Origin of the sequence: [Mycobacterium] manitobense (genome assembly GCF_025821665.1) — a bacterium.
Taxonomy (GTDB): Bacteria; Actinomycetota; Actinomycetes; order Mycobacteriales; family Mycobacteriaceae; genus Mycobacterium; species Mycobacterium arseniciresistens.
In genome coordinates this window covers 126242-141683 of the sequence record NZ_JACKSJ010000117.1, presented here as the reverse complement: position 1 = coordinate 141683, position 15442 = coordinate 126242, and the positions used below count along the sequence as shown (strand labels likewise).

At 70.4% G+C, this 15442-nt stretch carries 12 protein-coding genes; 10 read left to right on the top strand and 2 right to left on the bottom strand.

Translation table 11 applies throughout. The features are described from left to right. The first annotated feature begins 148 nt into the window (after positions 1 to 148). The 9 genes from H7I41_RS14985 to argH are packed head-to-tail and all read left to right on the top strand — an operon-like array spanning position 149 to position 10026. Positions 149 to 1537 (top strand): flavin monoamine oxidase family protein, encoded by a 1389-nt coding sequence (locus H7I41_RS14985; protein ID WP_264013382.1) that lies wholly within the window; start codon positions 149 to 151, stop codon positions 1535 to 1537. Between the two features lie 51 nt (positions 1538 to 1588). Beyond that, the gene (gene argC / locus H7I41_RS14980) at positions 1589 to 2623 is read left to right on the top strand and encodes an N-acetyl-gamma-glutamyl-phosphate reductase (protein WP_264013381.1); all 1035 of its coding nucleotides are present in this window, start codon (positions 1589 to 1591) and stop codon (positions 2621 to 2623) included. Further along, a complete protein-coding gene (gene argJ / locus H7I41_RS14975; protein ID WP_264013380.1) occupies positions 2620 to 3852 on the top strand; it encodes a bifunctional glutamate N-acetyltransferase/amino-acid acetyltransferase ArgJ in 1233 nt (410 codons plus the stop codon). Before argC ends, argJ begins: the two co-directional genes overlap by 4 nt. Further along, complete coding sequence (gene argB, locus H7I41_RS14970; RefSeq protein ID WP_264013379.1) at positions 3849 to 4751, top strand: acetylglutamate kinase; 903 nt, start codon at positions 3849 to 3851, stop codon at positions 4749 to 4751. The genes argJ and argB overlap by 4 nt, the downstream gene beginning before the upstream one ends. Beyond that, positions 4748 to 5971 carry an acetylornithine transaminase gene (locus H7I41_RS14965; RefSeq protein ID WP_264013378.1) on the top strand — a complete coding sequence of 408 codons (1224 nt, stop codon included), beginning with the start codon at positions 4748 to 4750 and terminating at the stop codon, positions 5969 to 5971. Before argB ends, H7I41_RS14965 begins: the two co-directional genes overlap by 4 nt. Continuing rightward, positions 5968 to 6894, top strand: a complete 927-nt coding sequence (gene argF / locus H7I41_RS14960; protein ID WP_264013377.1) for an ornithine carbamoyltransferase — start codon at positions 5968 to 5970, stop codon at positions 6892 to 6894. Before H7I41_RS14965 ends, argF begins: the two co-directional genes overlap by 4 nt. 7 nt (positions 6895 to 6901) lie before the next feature. Next, complete coding sequence (locus H7I41_RS14955) at positions 6902 to 7381, top strand: arginine repressor (RefSeq protein ID WP_264013376.1); 480 nt, start codon at positions 6902 to 6904, stop codon at positions 7379 to 7381. Between the two features lie 15 nt (positions 7382 to 7396). Further along, the gene (locus H7I41_RS14950) at positions 7397 to 8599 is read left to right on the top strand and encodes an argininosuccinate synthase (protein ID WP_264013375.1); all 1203 of its coding nucleotides are present in this window, start codon (positions 7397 to 7399) and stop codon (positions 8597 to 8599) included. Then, positions 8596 to 10026: an argininosuccinate lyase gene (argH, locus tag H7I41_RS14945; RefSeq protein ID WP_264013374.1), complete on the top strand. Its 1431-nt coding sequence runs from the start codon at positions 8596 to 8598 to the stop codon at positions 10024 to 10026. Before H7I41_RS14950 ends, argH begins: the two co-directional genes overlap by 4 nt. Before the next feature lie 3 nt (positions 10027 to 10029). Here the strand turns inward: argH and H7I41_RS14940 are convergent, their stop codons facing one another. Then, positions 10030 to 10479 carry a TIGR03618 family F420-dependent PPOX class oxidoreductase gene (locus H7I41_RS14940; protein WP_264013373.1) on the bottom strand — a complete coding sequence of 150 codons (450 nt, stop codon included), beginning with the start codon at positions 10477 to 10479 and terminating at the stop codon, positions 10030 to 10032. Between the two features lie 26 nt (positions 10480 to 10505). Next, positions 10506 to 12254, bottom strand: a complete 1749-nt coding sequence (locus tag H7I41_RS14935) for an ABC-F family ATP-binding cassette domain-containing protein (protein ID WP_264013372.1) — start codon at positions 12252 to 12254, stop codon at positions 10506 to 10508. 101 nt (positions 12255 to 12355) lie between these two features. Here H7I41_RS14935 and H7I41_RS14930 point away from each other — a divergent pair, with 101 nt between their 5' ends. Beyond that, on the top strand, positions 12356 to 15376 hold the full coding sequence (locus H7I41_RS14930) for an acyl-CoA synthetase (protein WP_264013371.1): 3021 nt from the start codon (positions 12356 to 12358) through the stop codon (positions 15374 to 15376). Positions 15377 to 15442: the final 66 nt, after the last annotated feature.

Here is a 15442-nt window from a genome sequence, read left to right as displayed (position 1 = left end):
AACTATCGCCGGTGTGCCGCATCGCTGCACCGGTCGAAACATGCTGTGGTGGATTGGTATTCGTGCTCCGCGAGAGCCCAGTCAAGGACTATTGACGTTTGCGGCAATTCAGGCGTAGCGTCCCGTCAATCTGGGTGAGGAGCGGGCCATGCCGGATGTCGACGTCTGTGTGGTGGGTGCCGGGTTCGCCGGCCTGACGGCGGCACTTCGCCTCACGCAGGCGGGTCACTCGGTGGCGGTGCTCGAGGCACGCGACCGGATCGGTGGACGCACCTTCACCGAGCAACGCGACGACGGTAGTTACCTCGACCACGGCGGCACCTGGGTCGGTCCCGGCCAGGACGGGGTGTACGCACTGATGAACGAGTTCGGCGTCCCGGCCTTCAAGCAGTTCGTCGACGGCGAGGCGATGATGGTCGTCGACGGCAGGCAGTACCGCTACCGCGGAACCATTCCGTGGAGCATGAACCCGTTGGTGTCTGTCAATCTCGGTGCGGCTTTCCTCGAGTTGAGGCGCATGTGCCGAGCCGTCCCGGTGCACGCACCGTGGGCCGCGCCGAAGGCCGACAGATGGGATCGCACGACATTGGCGCAGTGGCTCGAGCGCACGGTGCCGATGCGCCAGGCCCGGCAACTGCTGGGGATGGCGCTGGCCGGCACCTACACCTCGGCGCCGTCGGAGATCTCGATGCTGTTCGTCGTCGCACAGTTGGCCTCCGCGGGCGGTCCCGACTTCGTGCTCGGTGTCCAGAACGGGGCCGAGGACGCCCGCCCGGTCGGCGGAATGGGCGCCGTCTACCGCGCCGTGGCCGCCGAAGTCGCCGGTGACATCCACCTCGAGCAGCCGGTCCGCTCGATCCGTCAGGACACCGACGGTGTGACGGTCCGTTCCGATGGGTCGTCGGTGCGGACGAAGCGGGTGATAGTCGCGGTGCCGCTGGCAATCGCCAGCCACATCGACTACGAGCCGATGCTGCCCACCGATCGGTCTTTCCTGCACCAGCGGATGCCGACGGGCGCTGTACTGAAGACCCACGTCATCTATGACGAGCCCTTCTGGCGCGACGACGGTCTCACCGGTCAGTCCGCTGCGCCCGGCACCGCCGCCTCTGTGACCCTGGACGCGTGCACGCACGAGGGCCGGCCCGGTGTGCTGTGCGTGGTCGCCGAGGGTCCGCACGCCAGGCAGCTGTCGCGGATGTCCGGAGCGGACCGGCGGTCGGCGGTGCTGGAGGCCCTGACCGCGAGATTCGGGCGCAAAGCGGGTGCGCCCGTCGACTACACCGAACAGAACTGGACGGTGGAGCGCTACTCCGGCGGCGGCATGATCAGTCACGCGCCACCCGGGGTGCTGACCGAGTTCGGCCACGCGCTGCGCGAACCCTGCGGCCGGATCCACTGGGCGGGCACCGAGTCGGCCGATGTGATGATGGGATTCGTCGACGGCGCCGTCCGTTCCGGTGAGCGGGCGGCCCACGAGGCCATCGCGGGTCTGAGCGGTACGCTGCCCGCTGCGCCGCCCCTGGCGATGGCCTAGCCCCGCCAGAATTGGTTTGCATTCAACTGCATAACCATGCATGCTTCGTGCATGACTTCTGTGGCGGTCGCCGGGGCCAGCGGGTACGCCGGCGGAGAGATCCTGCGCCTGCTCCTCGGGCACCCGGCCTATGCCGACGGCCGGCTCACCATCGGTGCGCTGACCGCGGCGGCCAGCGCCGGCACCAGCCTGGCCGAACACCACCCGCATCTGCTGCCGCTCGCCGGCCGGGTGCTCGAGGCGACGTCGGCCGAGGTGCTCGCCGGCCACGACGTGGTCTTCCTCGGCCTCCCGCACGGTCACTCCGCCGCCCTGGCCGAGGAACTCGGCGAAGACACGCTGATCGTCGACTGCGGCGCCGACTTCCGGCTCACCGACGCCGACGACTGGGTCCGGTTCTACGGATCCGCCCATGCGGGCAGCTGGCCCTACGGGCTGCCCGAACTGCCCGGCGGGCGTGACCGGTTGCGCGACGCCAGGCGCATCGCCGTCCCCGGCTGCTATCCGACAGCGGCGCTGCTGGCGCTGCTGCCCGCCGTCGCCGCCGATCTGGTCGAGCCCGCCGTCACCGTCGTCGCCGTCAGCGGCACCTCGGGCGCGGGCCGGGCGGCCAAGACCGACCTGCTCGGCGCCGAGGTGATCGGCTCTGCGCGCGCCTACAACGTCGGCGGCAGGCACCGGCACACCCCGGAGATCGCCCAGGGCCTGCGGGCGGTCACCGAGCGGGACGTCACGGTGTCGTTCACCCCGGTCCTGATCCCCACCTCGCGCGGGATCCTGGCCACGTGCACCGCGCGCACCGACGCGCCGCTGTCCGAGCTGCGCGCGGCGTACGAGAAGGCCTACGACGGTGAGCCGTTCGTGCACCTGCTGCCCGAGGGGCGGCTGCCCACCACCGGGTCGGTGATCGGCAGCAACGCCGCGCAACTGGCCGTCGCGGTCGACGAGGACGCGCACACCTTCATCGCCATCGCCGCCATCGACAACCTGGTCAAGGGCACCGCAGGCGCGGCGGTGCAGTCGATGAACCTCGCGCTCGGCTGGCCCGAGACCGAGGGCCTGTCGATCGTGGGGGTGGCGCCGTGACCACGAACGACACCACAACCACGAACGACACGACCACCCGGCTGCTGCGCACCCAGGGCGTCACCGCGCCCGCCGGTTTCCGCGCCACCGGCGTCGCCGCTGGCATCAAGGCCTCCGGCGCACGGGATCTGGCGCTGGTGTTCAACGAAGGCCCCGACCACGCGGCGGCGGGAGTGTTCACCCGCAACCAGGTCAAGGCCGCGCCGGTGCTGTGGACCCGCCAGGTGCTCACCACCGGCCGGTTGCGGGCGGTGGTGCTCAATTCCGGCGGCGCCAATGCGTGCACCGGCCCGCTGGGATTCCAGGACAGCCACGCCACCGCCGAAGCCGTCGCCGCGGCGCTCTCGGACTGGGGCACCGAGACCGGAGCGATCGAGGTCGCCGTCTGCTCCACCGGCCTGATCGGTGACCGCCTGCCGATGGACCGGGTACTCGGCGGCGTCACCGAGGCGGTGCACGAACTCGCGGGCGGACTGGCCGGCGGCGAAGATGCGGCGCGCGCCATCATGACCACCGACACGGTGCCCAAGCAGGTGGCGCTGCACCACCCCGACATGTGGACCATCGGCGGGATGGCCAAGGGCGCGGGCATGCTGGCGCCGTCGCTGGCCACCATGTTGTGCGTGCTGACCACCGATGCGGTGGCGGGTTCGGACGCCCTGCGCGATGCACTGCACCGCGCCGCCGCCCTGACCTTCGACCGGCTCGACGTCGACGGCAGCTGTTCCACCAACGACACTGTCCTGCTGCTCGCGTCGGGAGCCAGCGAGATCGCGCCCAGCCAGGACGAACTCGACGACGCCGTGCTGCGGGTGTGCGACGACCTGTGCGCCCAGCTGCAGGCCGACGCCGAGGGGGTGACCAAGCGGGTGTCGGTCACCGTCACAGGCGCACCCACCGAGGCCGACGCGCTGACCGCGGCGCGGCTGGTCGCCCGCGACAGCCTGGTCAAGACCGCGCTGTTCGGGTCGGACCCGAACTGGGGCCGGGTGCTGGCAGCGGTGGGCATGGTGCCGTTCACCATCGACCCCGATCGGATCACCGTGTCGTTCAACGGCTTTCCAACGTGCGTGAACGGTGCGGGGGCGCCCGGCGCCCGCGACGTCGACCTGTCCGGCGAGGAGATCGACGTGGTCATCGACCTCGCTCTCGGCGGGGGCGCGGCCGCCGTGCGCACCACCGACCTGTCGCACGGCTACGTCGAAGAGAACTCGGCCTACAGCTCATGACGTCCCCTGATATCGCCGGCCGGCGGGCCCCGCTCGGCACCCCGGTCAAGGCTAAGGTGCTGGCCGAGGCGCTGCCGTGGCTCACACAACTGCACGGGAAGATCGTCGTGGTCAAGTACGGCGGCAACGCCATGACCGACGACCTGCTCAAGGCGGCGTTCGCGGCGGACATGGTGTTCCTGCGCAACTGCGGCATCCACCCGGTGGTGGTGCACGGCGGGGGCCCGCAGATCAGCGCCATGCTGAAGAGGCTCGGCGTGCCGGGCGATTTCAAAGGCGGCTTCCGGGTCACCACCCCCGAGGTGCTCGACATCGCGCGGATGGTGCTGTTCGGCCAGGTGGGTCGCGAACTCGTCGGGCTCATCAACGCGCACGGTCCCTACGCGGTCGGCATCACCGGTGAGGACGCCCACCTGTTCACCGCGGTGCGGCGCAGCGTGCTCGTCGACGGTGTCGACACCGACATCGGCCTGGTGGGCGACGTCGACAAGGTCAGCACCGACGCGGTGCTCGACCTGATCGGCGCCGGACGCATCCCCGTGGTGTCGACCATCGCCCCCGACGTCGACGGCGTGGTGCACAACATCAACGCCGACACCGCGGCCGCGGCTCTGGCCGAGGCGCTGCACGCCGAGAAACTGCTGATGCTCACCGATGTCGAGGGCCTCTACACCGACTGGCCGAACCGCGAGTCGCTGGTCTCCGAGATCGACGCCGCGTCACTCACCCAACTGCTGCCGAGGCTGGAGGCCGGGATGGTGCCCAAGATCGAGGCCTGCCTGCGCGCCGTCGCCGGCGGCGTTCCCAGCGCGCACGTCATCGACGGCCGCGTGGAGCACTGCGTGCTGGGCGAGTTGTTCACCGACGAGGGGACGGGCACGAAGGTGGTACCGGCATGAGTTCCGGCGGGCAGGAGCGAAGCGACCGGGGATTGAATGGCGGTCAGAGTCTGCAGGAGCGGTGGTCCGCGGTCATGATGGACAACTACGGCACCCCGCCGCTGGCCCTCGTCAGCGGTGACGGCGCGGTGGTCACCGACGCCGACGGCAAGACCTACATCGATCTGCTCGGTGGTATCGCGGTCAACGTGCTCGGGCACCGCCATCCCGCGGTCATCGAGGCCGTCACCCGCCAGCTCGACACGCTCGGACACACGTCGAACCTGTACGCCACCGAACCCGGCATCGCCTTGGCCGAGGAATTGGTCCGGCTGCTCGGCGCGCCGGCGCGGGTGTTCTTCTGCAACTCCGGCACCGAGGCCAACGAGGTCGCGTTCAAGATGACGCGGCTCACCGGACGCACCAAAATCGTTGCTGCGCAAGGCGCCTTCCACGGCCGGACGATGGGCTCGCTGGCACTGACCGGTCAGCCGAGCAAGCAGGCGCCGTTCGCGCCGCTGCCGGGCGACGTGACCCATGTCCGCTACGGCGACACCGACGAGCTCGCCGCGGCGATCGACGACGACACAGCAGCGGTGTTCCTCGAACCGATCATGGGGGAGGGCGGCGTCGTCGACCCGGGCCCGCAGTACCTGAGCGAGGCGCGCGATCTCACCCATCGGCACGGCGCCCTGCTGGTGCTCGACGAGGTGCAGACCGGGATGGGCCGCACCGGGACGTTCTTCGCCCACCAGCGCGACGGTGTCACCCCCGACATCGTCACCCTGGCAAAGGGACTGGGCGGCGGGCTGCCCATCGGCGCCTGCCTGGCGGTCGGGGCGGCCGGCGACCTGCTCACCCCCGGCCTGCACGGCAGCACCTTCGGCGGCAACCCGGTGTGCACCGCCGCGGCGCTGGCCGTGCTGAAGGCTCTCGCCGACGAACACCTCGTCGAACGTGCCGGCCAGCTCGGCAAGACACTGCACGACGGCATCGGGTCGCTGAATCACCCGCTCGTCGACCACGTCCGCGGCCGCGGACTGCTTTGCGGAATCGCGCTCACCGCGCCCGCGGGCAAGGCGGTCGAATCCGCCGCCCGCGACGCCGGTTTCCTGGTCAACGCCGCCGCGCCCGACGTGATCCGGCTCGCGCCGCCGCTGGTCGTCACCGACGCGCAGATCGACCAGTTCCTGACCGCACTTCCGGCGGTCCTCGACACGGGTGCGGAGGCGACGAGATGACCCGGCACTTCCTGCGCGACGACGACCTGACCCCCGAGGAGCAGGCCGAGGTGCTGACCCTGGCCGCCGAGCTCAAGAAGGACCCGATGTCGCGGCGCCCGCTCGAGGGTCCGCGCGGCGTGGCGGTGATCTTCGACAAGAACTCGACCAGGACCCGGTTCTCGTTCGAGGTCGGCGTCGCCCAGCTCGGCGGTCACGCCGTGGTCGTCGACGGGCGCAGCACCCAGCTGGGCCGTGAGGAGACCCTCGAAGACACCGGAAAGGTGTTGTCGCGCTACGTCGATGCCATCGTCTGGCGCACCTTCGCCCAGGAGCGGCTGACCGCGATGGCCGCGGGCGCCGACGTGCCGGTGGTCAATGCGCTGTCCGACGAGTTCCATCCGTGCCAGGTGCTCGCCGACCTGCAGACCCTCGCCGAGCGCCGCGGATCCCTTCCGGGGCTGCGGATGTCCTACTTCGGTGACGGCGCCAACAACATGGCCCACTCGTTGATGCTTGGCGGCGTGACAGCGGGCATGCACGTCACCATCGCCGCGCCCGTGGGATTCGAGCCGCACCCGATGTTCACCGCGGCCGCCAGGGAGCGGGCCGAGCAGACCGGTGCGACGGTCACCGTCACGGCCGACCCACACGCGGCCGCCGACGGCGCCGACGTGCTGGTCACCGACACGTGGACGTCGATGGGTCAGGAGAACGACGGCCTCGACCGGGTGCGGCCGTTCCGGCCGTTCCAGATCAACGAGGCGCTGGTCGACCGTGCGGACGCCGACGCCGTGGTGCTGCACTGCCTGCCCGCCCACCGTGGACACGAGATCACCGACGAGGTGATCGACGGGTCGCACAGCGCGGTGTGGGACGAGGCCGAGAACCGGTTGCACGCCCAGAAGGCGCTGCTGGTGTGGCTGCTGGAGAAGTCGCGATGAGGGTGCCATGACCTCGGCCGCGACCAGGGCAGGCCGTCAGGCCCGGATCGTGACGATCCTGTCGTCGAATTCGGTGCGCAGCCAGGGTGAGCTGGCGGCGATGCTGGCCGACGAGGGCATCGACGTCACCCAGGCCACGCTGTCGCGGGACCTGGAGGAGCTCGGCGCGGTCAAGCTGCGCGGCGCCGACGGCGGCGTCGGCGTCTATGTCGTGCCCGAGGACGGCAGCCCGGTGCGCGGCGTATCCGGCGGCACCGAACGGGTCACCCGCCTGCTCGGCGACCTGCTGGTGTCGACCGACGCCAGCGGCAACCTGGCGGTGCTGCGCACGCCGCCTGGCGCGGCGCACTACCTCGCAGCCGCGCTGGACCGTGCGGCACTGCCCTACGTCGTCGGCACCGTCGCCGGCGACGACACCATCCTGTTGGTGGCCCGCGAACCCATGACGGGCGCCGAGCTGGCCACCACCATCGAGAACCTGCGATAAGAGGAGCACACACCCATGTCCGAACGCGTCATCCTGGCGTACTCCGGCGGTCTTGACACGTCCGTGGCGATCAGCTGGATCGGCAAGGAGACCGGCCGCGAGGTGGTGGCGGTCGCCATCGACCTCGGTCAGGGCGGTGAGGACATGTCCGTGGTGCGCCAGCGGGCACTGGACTGCGGCGCCGTCGAGGCCGTCGTCGTCGACGCCCGCGACGAGTTCGCCGAGCAGTACTGCCTGCCGGCGATCCAGTCCAACGCCCTCTACATGGACCGCTACCCGCTGGTGTCGGCGCTCAGCCGGCCGCTGATCGTCAAACACCTCGTCGAGGCGGCGCGGGAACACGGCGGCGGCATCGTCGCCCACGGCTGCACCGGAAAGGGCAATGACCAGGTCCGCTTCGAGGTCGGATTCGCCTCGCTGGCACCGGATCTCGAGGTGCTCGCGCCGGTCCGCGACTACGCGTGGACGCGGGAGAAGGCCATCGCCTTCGCAGAGGAGAACGCGATCCCGATCAACGTGAGCAAGCGGTCGCCGTTCTCGATCGACCAGAACGTGTGGGGTCGCGCGGTGGAGACCGGCTTCCTCGAGCACCTGTGGAACGCCCCGACCAAGGACGTCTACGACTACACCGAGGACCCGACGATCAACTGGAGCAGCCCCGACGAGGTCATCGTCGGGTTCGAAAAGGGGGTGCCGGTCTCCATCGACGGTCGGCCGGTGTCGGTGCTGCAGGCGATCGAGGAGCTCAACCGGCGGGCCGGCGCGCAGGGCGTCGGACGTCTCGACGTCGTGGAGGACCGGCTGGTCGGCATCAAGAGCCGCGAGATCTACGAGGCGCCCGGCGCGATGGTCCTGATCACCGCGCACACCGAACTCGAACACGTCACGCTGGAGCGCGAACTCGGCCGGTTCAAGCGCACCACCGACCGCAAGTGGAGTGAGCTGGTGTACGACGGGCTGTGGTTCTCGCCGCTGAAGATCGCGCTCGAGTCTTTCGTCGGCCATACCCAGCAGCACGTCACCGGCGAGATCCGGATGGTGCTGCACGGCGGGCACATCGCCGTCAACGGCCGCCGCAGTGCCGAGTCGCTGTACGACTTCAACCTCGCCACCTACGACGAGGGCGACACATTCGACCAGTCGTCGGCCAAGGGCTTCGTGCACGTGCACGGACTGTCGTCGAGCATCTCCGCCCGCCGGGACCTGGGCATCAAATGACGCCCGAAGACCGGGGCGCCACCAACGAGGGATCACTGTGGGGCGGCCGGTTCGCCGACGGGCCCGCCGATGCGCTGGCCGCGCTGAGCAAGTCGACGCATTTCGACTGGGTGCTGGCGCCTTATGACGTCACCGCATCCAAAGCCCATGTGCGGGTGCTTTTCTCGGCGGGTCTGCTGACCCAGGAGCAGCGCGACGGGCTGCTCGTGGGGCTCGACAGCCTGGCCGACGACGTGGCCGACGGCAGCTTCGGCCCGATGGTCAGCGACGAGGACGTGCACGGCGCACTGGAGCGCGGACTGATCGACCGGGTCGGCGCCGACCTGGGCGGGCGGCTGCGCGCCGGCCGGTCACGCAACGACCAGGTGGCCACCCTGTTCCGGATGTGGCTGCGCGACGCGATCCGCCGCGTCGCCGAAGGCGCACTCGAGGTGGTCGGCGCGCTGGCCACGCAGGCCGCCGCCCATCCGACCGCCATCCTGCCCGGCAAGACCCATCTGCAGTCGGCGCAGCCGATCCTGCTGGCCCACCACCTGCTCGCTCATGCCCACCCGCTGCTGCGCGACGTGGATCGGCTGATCGACGCCGACCGGCGAGCCGCGGTGTCGCCGTACGGGTCCGGCGCGCTGGCCGGCTCGTCGCTCGGCCTCGACCCCGACGCCATCGCCGCGGAACTGGGCTTCGCCGCCGCGGCGGACAACTCCGTGGACGCCACCGCCGCCCGCGACTTCGCCGCCGAGGCGGCCTTCGTGCTCGCGATGATCGGGGTCGACCTGTCCCGGCTCGCCGAGGACCTGATCCTCTGGAGCACCACCGAATTCGGCTACGCCACGCTGCACGACGCCTGGTCGACGGGCAGCTCGATCATGCCGCAGAAGAAGAACCCGGACATCGCCGAGCTGGCCCGCGGCAAGTCCGGGCGGCTGATCGGCAACCTGACCGGTCTGCTGGCGACTCTGAAGGCGCAGCCGCTGGCCTACAACCGCGACCTGCAGGAGGACAAGGAGCCGGTCATCGACTCGGTGGCCCAGCTCGAACTGTTGCTGCCTGCGATGGCCGGGCTGGTCTCGACGCTGCGCTTCGACGTCGACCGGATGGCCGAGCTGGCGCCGCTGGGGTACACGCTGGCCACCGACGTCGCCGAGTGGCTGGTCCGGCGCGGCGTGCCGTTCAGGGTGGCGCACGAGGCTGCCGGTGCCGCCGTGCGGGCCGCCGAGGCTCGCGGTGTCGGTCTCGAGGAACTCGAGGACGCCGAGTTGAACGGCATCCACCCCGAACTCACCGCGGACGTCCGCGACGTGCTGACGATCGAGGGTTCGGTGAACTCCAGGGACTCGCGCGGCGGGACGGCGCCCGTCCAGGTCGCCAAGCAGCTCAACGTCGTGCGCGACACCGCCGACCGGCTGCGGATCGCCATGCGGCGGTAGCCGTCACGCGCCGGGATTGGTGTAAACGCGCTGTGGGGCGATGAGCACCGCGGTCCGTCGTTCCTCGGCCATCACGCGGTCGTAGGTGTCCCAGTCGTCGTGGGTCCCGCCCGCGGCGGTGAACACCTCGCGCAAGAGCGTCGTGAGCCCCTGGCCGTCGATGTCCGCGTGCGGATCGTCGGGTCCGATGAGCTCGGCACGCCCCTCGACGCTCGCCCACTGCCACCCGGCGCGGGCGACGACGGTGGCCCTCGGGTCGGCGCGCAGATTGCGGAGCTTGAGCGAGCCGCCGACGGCGACGAGCCCGACGACCTGCGTACCGGTGACGGGGTGGGCCAGCACTCCGGCGTTCACGACCGAGGACTGGATGCTGCCGTCCCGCCGCAGCGTGCTGAACACGCACAGGCCCTGTTCCCGCGAGATCAGTCCGGTGAAGTCGGGCAGTTCGGCCATGGCGACGACTCTACCGACGTCGGCGACTAGTCCTCTGCCGCCGCCAGCCACGCCTCTTCGAGCTCGTCCTTGCGCGTCTGCAGGTCGTTCAATTCTCCGTTGAGTTCCCCGACCCGCACGTGGTCGGCGGCCGCGTCGGCCATCTTCTCGTGCAGCGCGGCGATCCGTTCGTCGAGCTTGCCGAGCTGATTCTCGATGCGTGCCAACTCTTTTCCAGTGCGGCGTTCCCGGGCCGCGGCCGTCTCGCCCTTGGCCGGCTCGGCACGGGTCACGGTCGCGGGCGCCGAGGCGCGTTCGGCAAGGTACTGCTCGATGCCGCCGGGGAGCATCACGCACCGGCCGCCACCGGGCAACGCGTAGGTCACGTCAGCCACCCGCTCGAGGAAGTAGCGGTCGTGGGTGACGACGATCAGGGTGCCGGGCCAACCGTCGAGGTAGTCCTCGATCACCGTCAGCGTGTCGATGTCGAGGTCGTTCGTGGGCTCGTCGAGGAGCAGCACGTTGGGTTCGTCGAGCAGCAGGCGCAGGAACTGGAAGCGCCGCCGCTCCCCGCCGGACAGATCGGCCAGTCGAGTGGTCAGCTTGTCGCCGGTGAAACCGAAGTCCTCCAGAAGCGTCGACGTACTCACCTCGCGTCCACCGGCCAGTTCGGTGATGCGACGGGCCTTCTCCACTGCGTCGAGGACGCGCTGGGTGCCGTCGAGTTCGACCAGCGCCTGACTGAGGTAGCCGATCTTCAGTGTCTTCCCGCGCTTGACGGTGCCCGCCGTCGGGTCCAGCTCGCCGACCAGCAGCTTGAGCACCGAGGACTTTCCGGTGCCGTTGACGCCGACCAGGCCGATGCGGGCGCCGGGGCCGATGGACCAGTCGAGCTTGCTGAGGATTTCCCGCTCGCCGAGCACGAGGTCGACGCGGTGCAGATCGAACACGTCCTTGCCCAGTCGTGCGATGGCGAAGCGCTGCAGCGACAGCGAATCCCGCGGTTCGGGCTCGTTGGCGATCAGGTCGTTGGCGGCCTGGATGCGGAATTTCGGCTTCGAGGTCCTGGCGGGCGGTCCGCGCCGCAGCCACGCCAGTTCCTTGCGCATCAGGTTGCGCCTGCGCGACTCCGTGCCCGCCGCGATCCGCATGCGCTCGGCCCGGGCGAGCACATACGCGGCGTATCCGCCTTCGTAGGCGTCGACGGCTCCGTCGTGCACCTCCCAGGTCCTGGTGCAGACGGCGTCGAGGAACCAGCGGTCGTGGCTGACCACCACCAGCGCCTTCGCGTTCCGGGAGGTGAGGTGACCGGCGAGCCAGCCGATCACCTCGACGTCGAGGTGGTTGGTGGGCTCGTCGAGCACGAGCACGTCGTGCCCGGCGATCAGCACCGCCGCCAGCGCCACCCGCCGGCGCTCGCCGCCCGACAGCCGGCCCACCGGGGCGTCGAGGTCGACGTCGGCGAGGAGGTGTTCGACCACCGCGCGGGTGTCCGGTTCGGCCGCCCAGATGTGATCCGGCCTGCCGTCGACGATCACCTCGCGGATGGTCGCGCCTGCGGCGAAGTCGTCGCCCTGGCGCAGATACCCGACGGACAGCCCCGACGTGTGGGTGACGCGGCCGGAGTCGGGCCCGGAAACGCCGGTCAGGATGCCCAGCAGGGTCGTCTTGCCGTCGCCATTGCGTCCCACGACACCGATCGCGTCGCCCTCGTCGACGCCCAGGCTCACGGCGTCCAGCAGGGTGCGCGTGCCGTGGGCGACGGTCGCTCGTTCGACGTTGATCAGGTTTGCCATCAGCCGCCGATGATAGGGGTGCGCTGTGCCATGATGACGGGCACTGCGGTCGGCGACTCGGGGGCGGGCCGCGTATCGGCAGCGAAAAAGGGGAGTGTGCGGTGGTTGACCTCTCGGCGTTCACCAGACCGATTGGGCGTCTGGTGGCCACCGCACAGAACGGCCTCGAGGTCCTTCGTTACGGCGGCCTCGAGACCGGGGCCGTCCCATCGCCGTTCCAGATCGTGCAGAGCGTGCCGATGTACCGGCTGCGGCGCTACTTCCCGCCCGATGTCCGGCCCGGCGCCACACCGCCAGGAGCGCCGGTGCTGATGGTGCACCCGATGATGATGTCGGCCGACATGTGGGACGTCACGCGCGACGAGGGCGCAGTCGGCATCCTGCACAAGGCCGGCATCGATCCGTGGGTCATCGACTTCGGCTCGCCGGACAAGGTCGAGGGCGGCATGCAGCGCAACCTCGCCGATCACGTCGTCGCACTGTCGGAGGCCATCGACGTCGTCAAGGAGATCAGCGGGCGCGACGTCCACCTCGCCGGCTACTCGCAGGGCGGGATGTTCGCCTATCAGACCGCGGCGTACCGCCGGTCCAAAGACCTGGCCAGCATCGTGGCGTTCGGCGCACCCGTCGACACGCTGGCCGCGTTACCCATGAACCTGCCCGCCAGCCTCGCGCCCGCGGCGGCCGACTTCATGGCCGACCACGTGTTCAGCCGCATCGACATCCCGGGATGGTTGGCGCGCACCGGTTTCCAGATGCTCGACCCGGTCAAGACGGCGCAGTCGAGGCTGGATTTCCTGCGCCAGCTCCACGACCGCGAGGCGCTGCTCTCGCGCGAACAGCAGCGTCGGTTCCTGGCATCCGAGGGCTGGATCGCCTGGTCCGGCCCGGCGATCGCCGAACTGCTCAAGCAGTTCATCGCGCACAACCGGATGATGAGCGGCGGCTTCTCCATCCGCGGCGACCTGGTGACGCTGTCGGACATCGACTGCCCCGTGCTCGCCGTGGTCGGGGAGGTCGACGACATCGGCCAACCGGCGTCGGTGCGGGGCATCAAGCGAGCCGCCCCACAGGCCGATGTATACGAATACGACATCAGGACAGGTCATTTCGGTCTCGTCGTGGGCTCGAAGGCGGCGACGCAGACGTGGCCGACCGTCGCGGCCTGGGTGAAGTGGCTCGACGGTGACGGCGAGATGCCCGACCTGGTCGCGCCGATGGCGCTGCAACCCGCCGAACACGCCGAGAGCGGTGTCTCGCTGACCTCGCGGGTGACGCACACCGCGACGGCGGCCACCGAGATGGCGTTCGACCTGGCTCGTTCGGCCGCCGGCGCCGTGGTCACCGCGAACAAGTCGGCGCGGACGCTGGCGGTCGAGACCGTCCGCACGCTGCCGAGGCTGGCCCGGCTCGGCCAGATCAACGATCACACCCGGATCTCGCTCGGCCGCATCATGTCCGAGCAGGCGCGCGGTGCGCCCAACGGTGAGTTCCTGCTCTTCGACGGTCGCGTGCACACCTACGAGGCGGTCGACCGTCGCGTCGACAACGTCGTGCGGGGCCTGATCGCGGTGGGTGTCCGCCAGGGCACGCACGTCGGCGTGCTGATGGAGACCCGGCCGAGCGCGCTGGTGGCCATCGCCGCCCTGTCGCGGCTGGGCGCGGTCGCGGTGCTGATGCCGCCCGACGTCGACCTCGGGATGGCTGCCCGGCTCGGGGCCGTCTCCGACGTGATCACCGATCCCACCCATCTCGACGCTGCGCGCCGGCTCTCGCTACGTGTGCTCGTGCTGGGCGGCGGCGAGTCCCGCGACCTGGAACTGGCCGACGAGGTCGACGTCGTCGACATGGAGCAGATCGACCCGGATGTGGTCGAGCTGCCCGGGTGGTACCGGCCGAACCCCGCGTTGGCTCGCGACCTCGCGTTCGTCGGTTTCAGCACCGTCGGCGGAGCGCTCATCGCCCGGCAGATCACCAACTACCGCTGGGCGCTGTCGGCGTTCGGCACGGCGTCGGCGGCGAACCTGGGACGCGGCGACACCGTGTACTGCCTGACGCCGCTGCACCACCAGTCGGGCCTGCTGGTCAGCCTCGGCGGCGCCGTGGTCGGCGGTTCGCGGATCGCGCTGTCGCGCGGCCTGCGGCCCGACCGGTTCGTCCAGGAGATCCGCCAGTACGGCGTGACGGTGGTGTCCTACACCTGGGCGATGCTCCGCGAGGTCATCGACGATCCGTCGTTCTCCCTGCACGGCAGCCACCCGGTGCGGCTGTTCATCGGCTCCGGCATGCCTGCGGGCGTGTGGCGGCGGGTGGTGGAGGTGTTCGACCCTGCCCGTGTCGTCGAGTTCTTCGCCACCACCGACGGACAGGCCGTGCTGGCCAACGTCTCGGGCGCCAAGCTGGGCAGCAGCGGACGGCCGCTGCCCGGCGGCGGCCAGGTCGAACTCGCCGCCTACGACCCCGAGGACGACCTCATCCTCGAGGACGAGCGTGGCTTCGTGCGACGGGCCCGGCCCAACGAGGTGGGGGTGCTGTTGGCACACCCGCGCGGCCCGGTTGATCCGACCGCGTCGGTCAAGCGCGGCGTGTTCGCACCGGCCGACACCTGGGTGTCCACCGAGTACCTGTTCCGCCGCGACGACGACGGCGACTTCTGGCTCGTCGACAACCGCAGCGCGATCATCCACACCGCCCGCGGGCCGGTGTTCGCCGCGACCACCAATCAGGCGGCCGCCCGGCTCGGCGCGGTGGATCTGGCGGTGACCTACGGTGTCGAGGCCGGCGGCCAGCTGCTGGCGGTCACTGCCCTGGCGCTGCAGCCGGGGGGCAGCGTCCCGACGGCCGACCTGTCCGACGCGCTGCTGAACCTGCCGGTCGGCAATCCGCCCGACGTCGTCCACGTCGTCGCAGACGTGACGCTGAGTGCGACGTACCGGCCAATGGTCAGCAAGTTGCGCTCCGCAGGCGTCCCGAAACCGTCGCGCCGTAACGCCTGGTACCTCGATCCCGACACCAACAGTTACAAGCGGCTGACAGTGGCCGTGCGTGCCGAGTTGACCGGAGGGCAGGAGGCGCCAGGCGAGGTGAGTGCTCCGCAGGACGAACCCCGGGCGCAGCAATGACCTCACGTATCGCACCGTGCCCCACGCCCACCACACTGTTAGGCTCCCCGAGGCGGCAGATCGTCG

What these genes read in the sequence shown, in the direction of transcription:
- argB (WP_264013379.1), top strand. Translation starts at nt 3,849, where the DNA reads ATGACGTCCCCTGATATCGCCGGCCGGCGGGCCCCGCTCGGCACCCCG.
- H7I41_RS14935 (WP_264013372.1), bottom strand. Translation starts at nt 12,254, where the DNA reads ATGGCAAACCTGATCAACGTCGAACGAGCGACCGTCGCCCACGGCACG.
- argH (WP_264013374.1), top strand. Translation starts at nt 8,596, where the DNA reads ATGACGCCCGAAGACCGGGGCGCCACCAACGAGGGATCACTGTGGGGC.
- H7I41_RS14950 (WP_264013375.1), top strand. Translation starts at nt 7,397, where the DNA reads ATGTCCGAACGCGTCATCCTGGCGTACTCCGGCGGTCTTGACACGTCC.
- H7I41_RS14965 (WP_264013378.1), top strand. Translation starts at nt 4,748, where the DNA reads ATGAGTTCCGGCGGGCAGGAGCGAAGCGACCGGGGATTGAATGGCGGT.
- argC (WP_264013381.1), top strand. Translation starts at nt 1,589, where the DNA reads ATGACTTCTGTGGCGGTCGCCGGGGCCAGCGGGTACGCCGGCGGAGAG.
- H7I41_RS14985 (WP_264013382.1), top strand. Translation starts at nt 149, where the DNA reads ATGCCGGATGTCGACGTCTGTGTGGTGGGTGCCGGGTTCGCCGGCCTG.
- H7I41_RS14940 (WP_264013373.1), bottom strand. Translation starts at nt 10,479, where the DNA reads ATGGCCGAACTGCCCGACTTCACCGGACTGATCTCGCGGGAACAGGGC.
- H7I41_RS14955 (WP_264013376.1), top strand. Translation starts at nt 6,902, where the DNA reads ATGACCTCGGCCGCGACCAGGGCAGGCCGTCAGGCCCGGATCGTGACG.
- argF (WP_264013377.1), top strand. Translation starts at nt 5,968, where the DNA reads ATGACCCGGCACTTCCTGCGCGACGACGACCTGACCCCCGAGGAGCAG.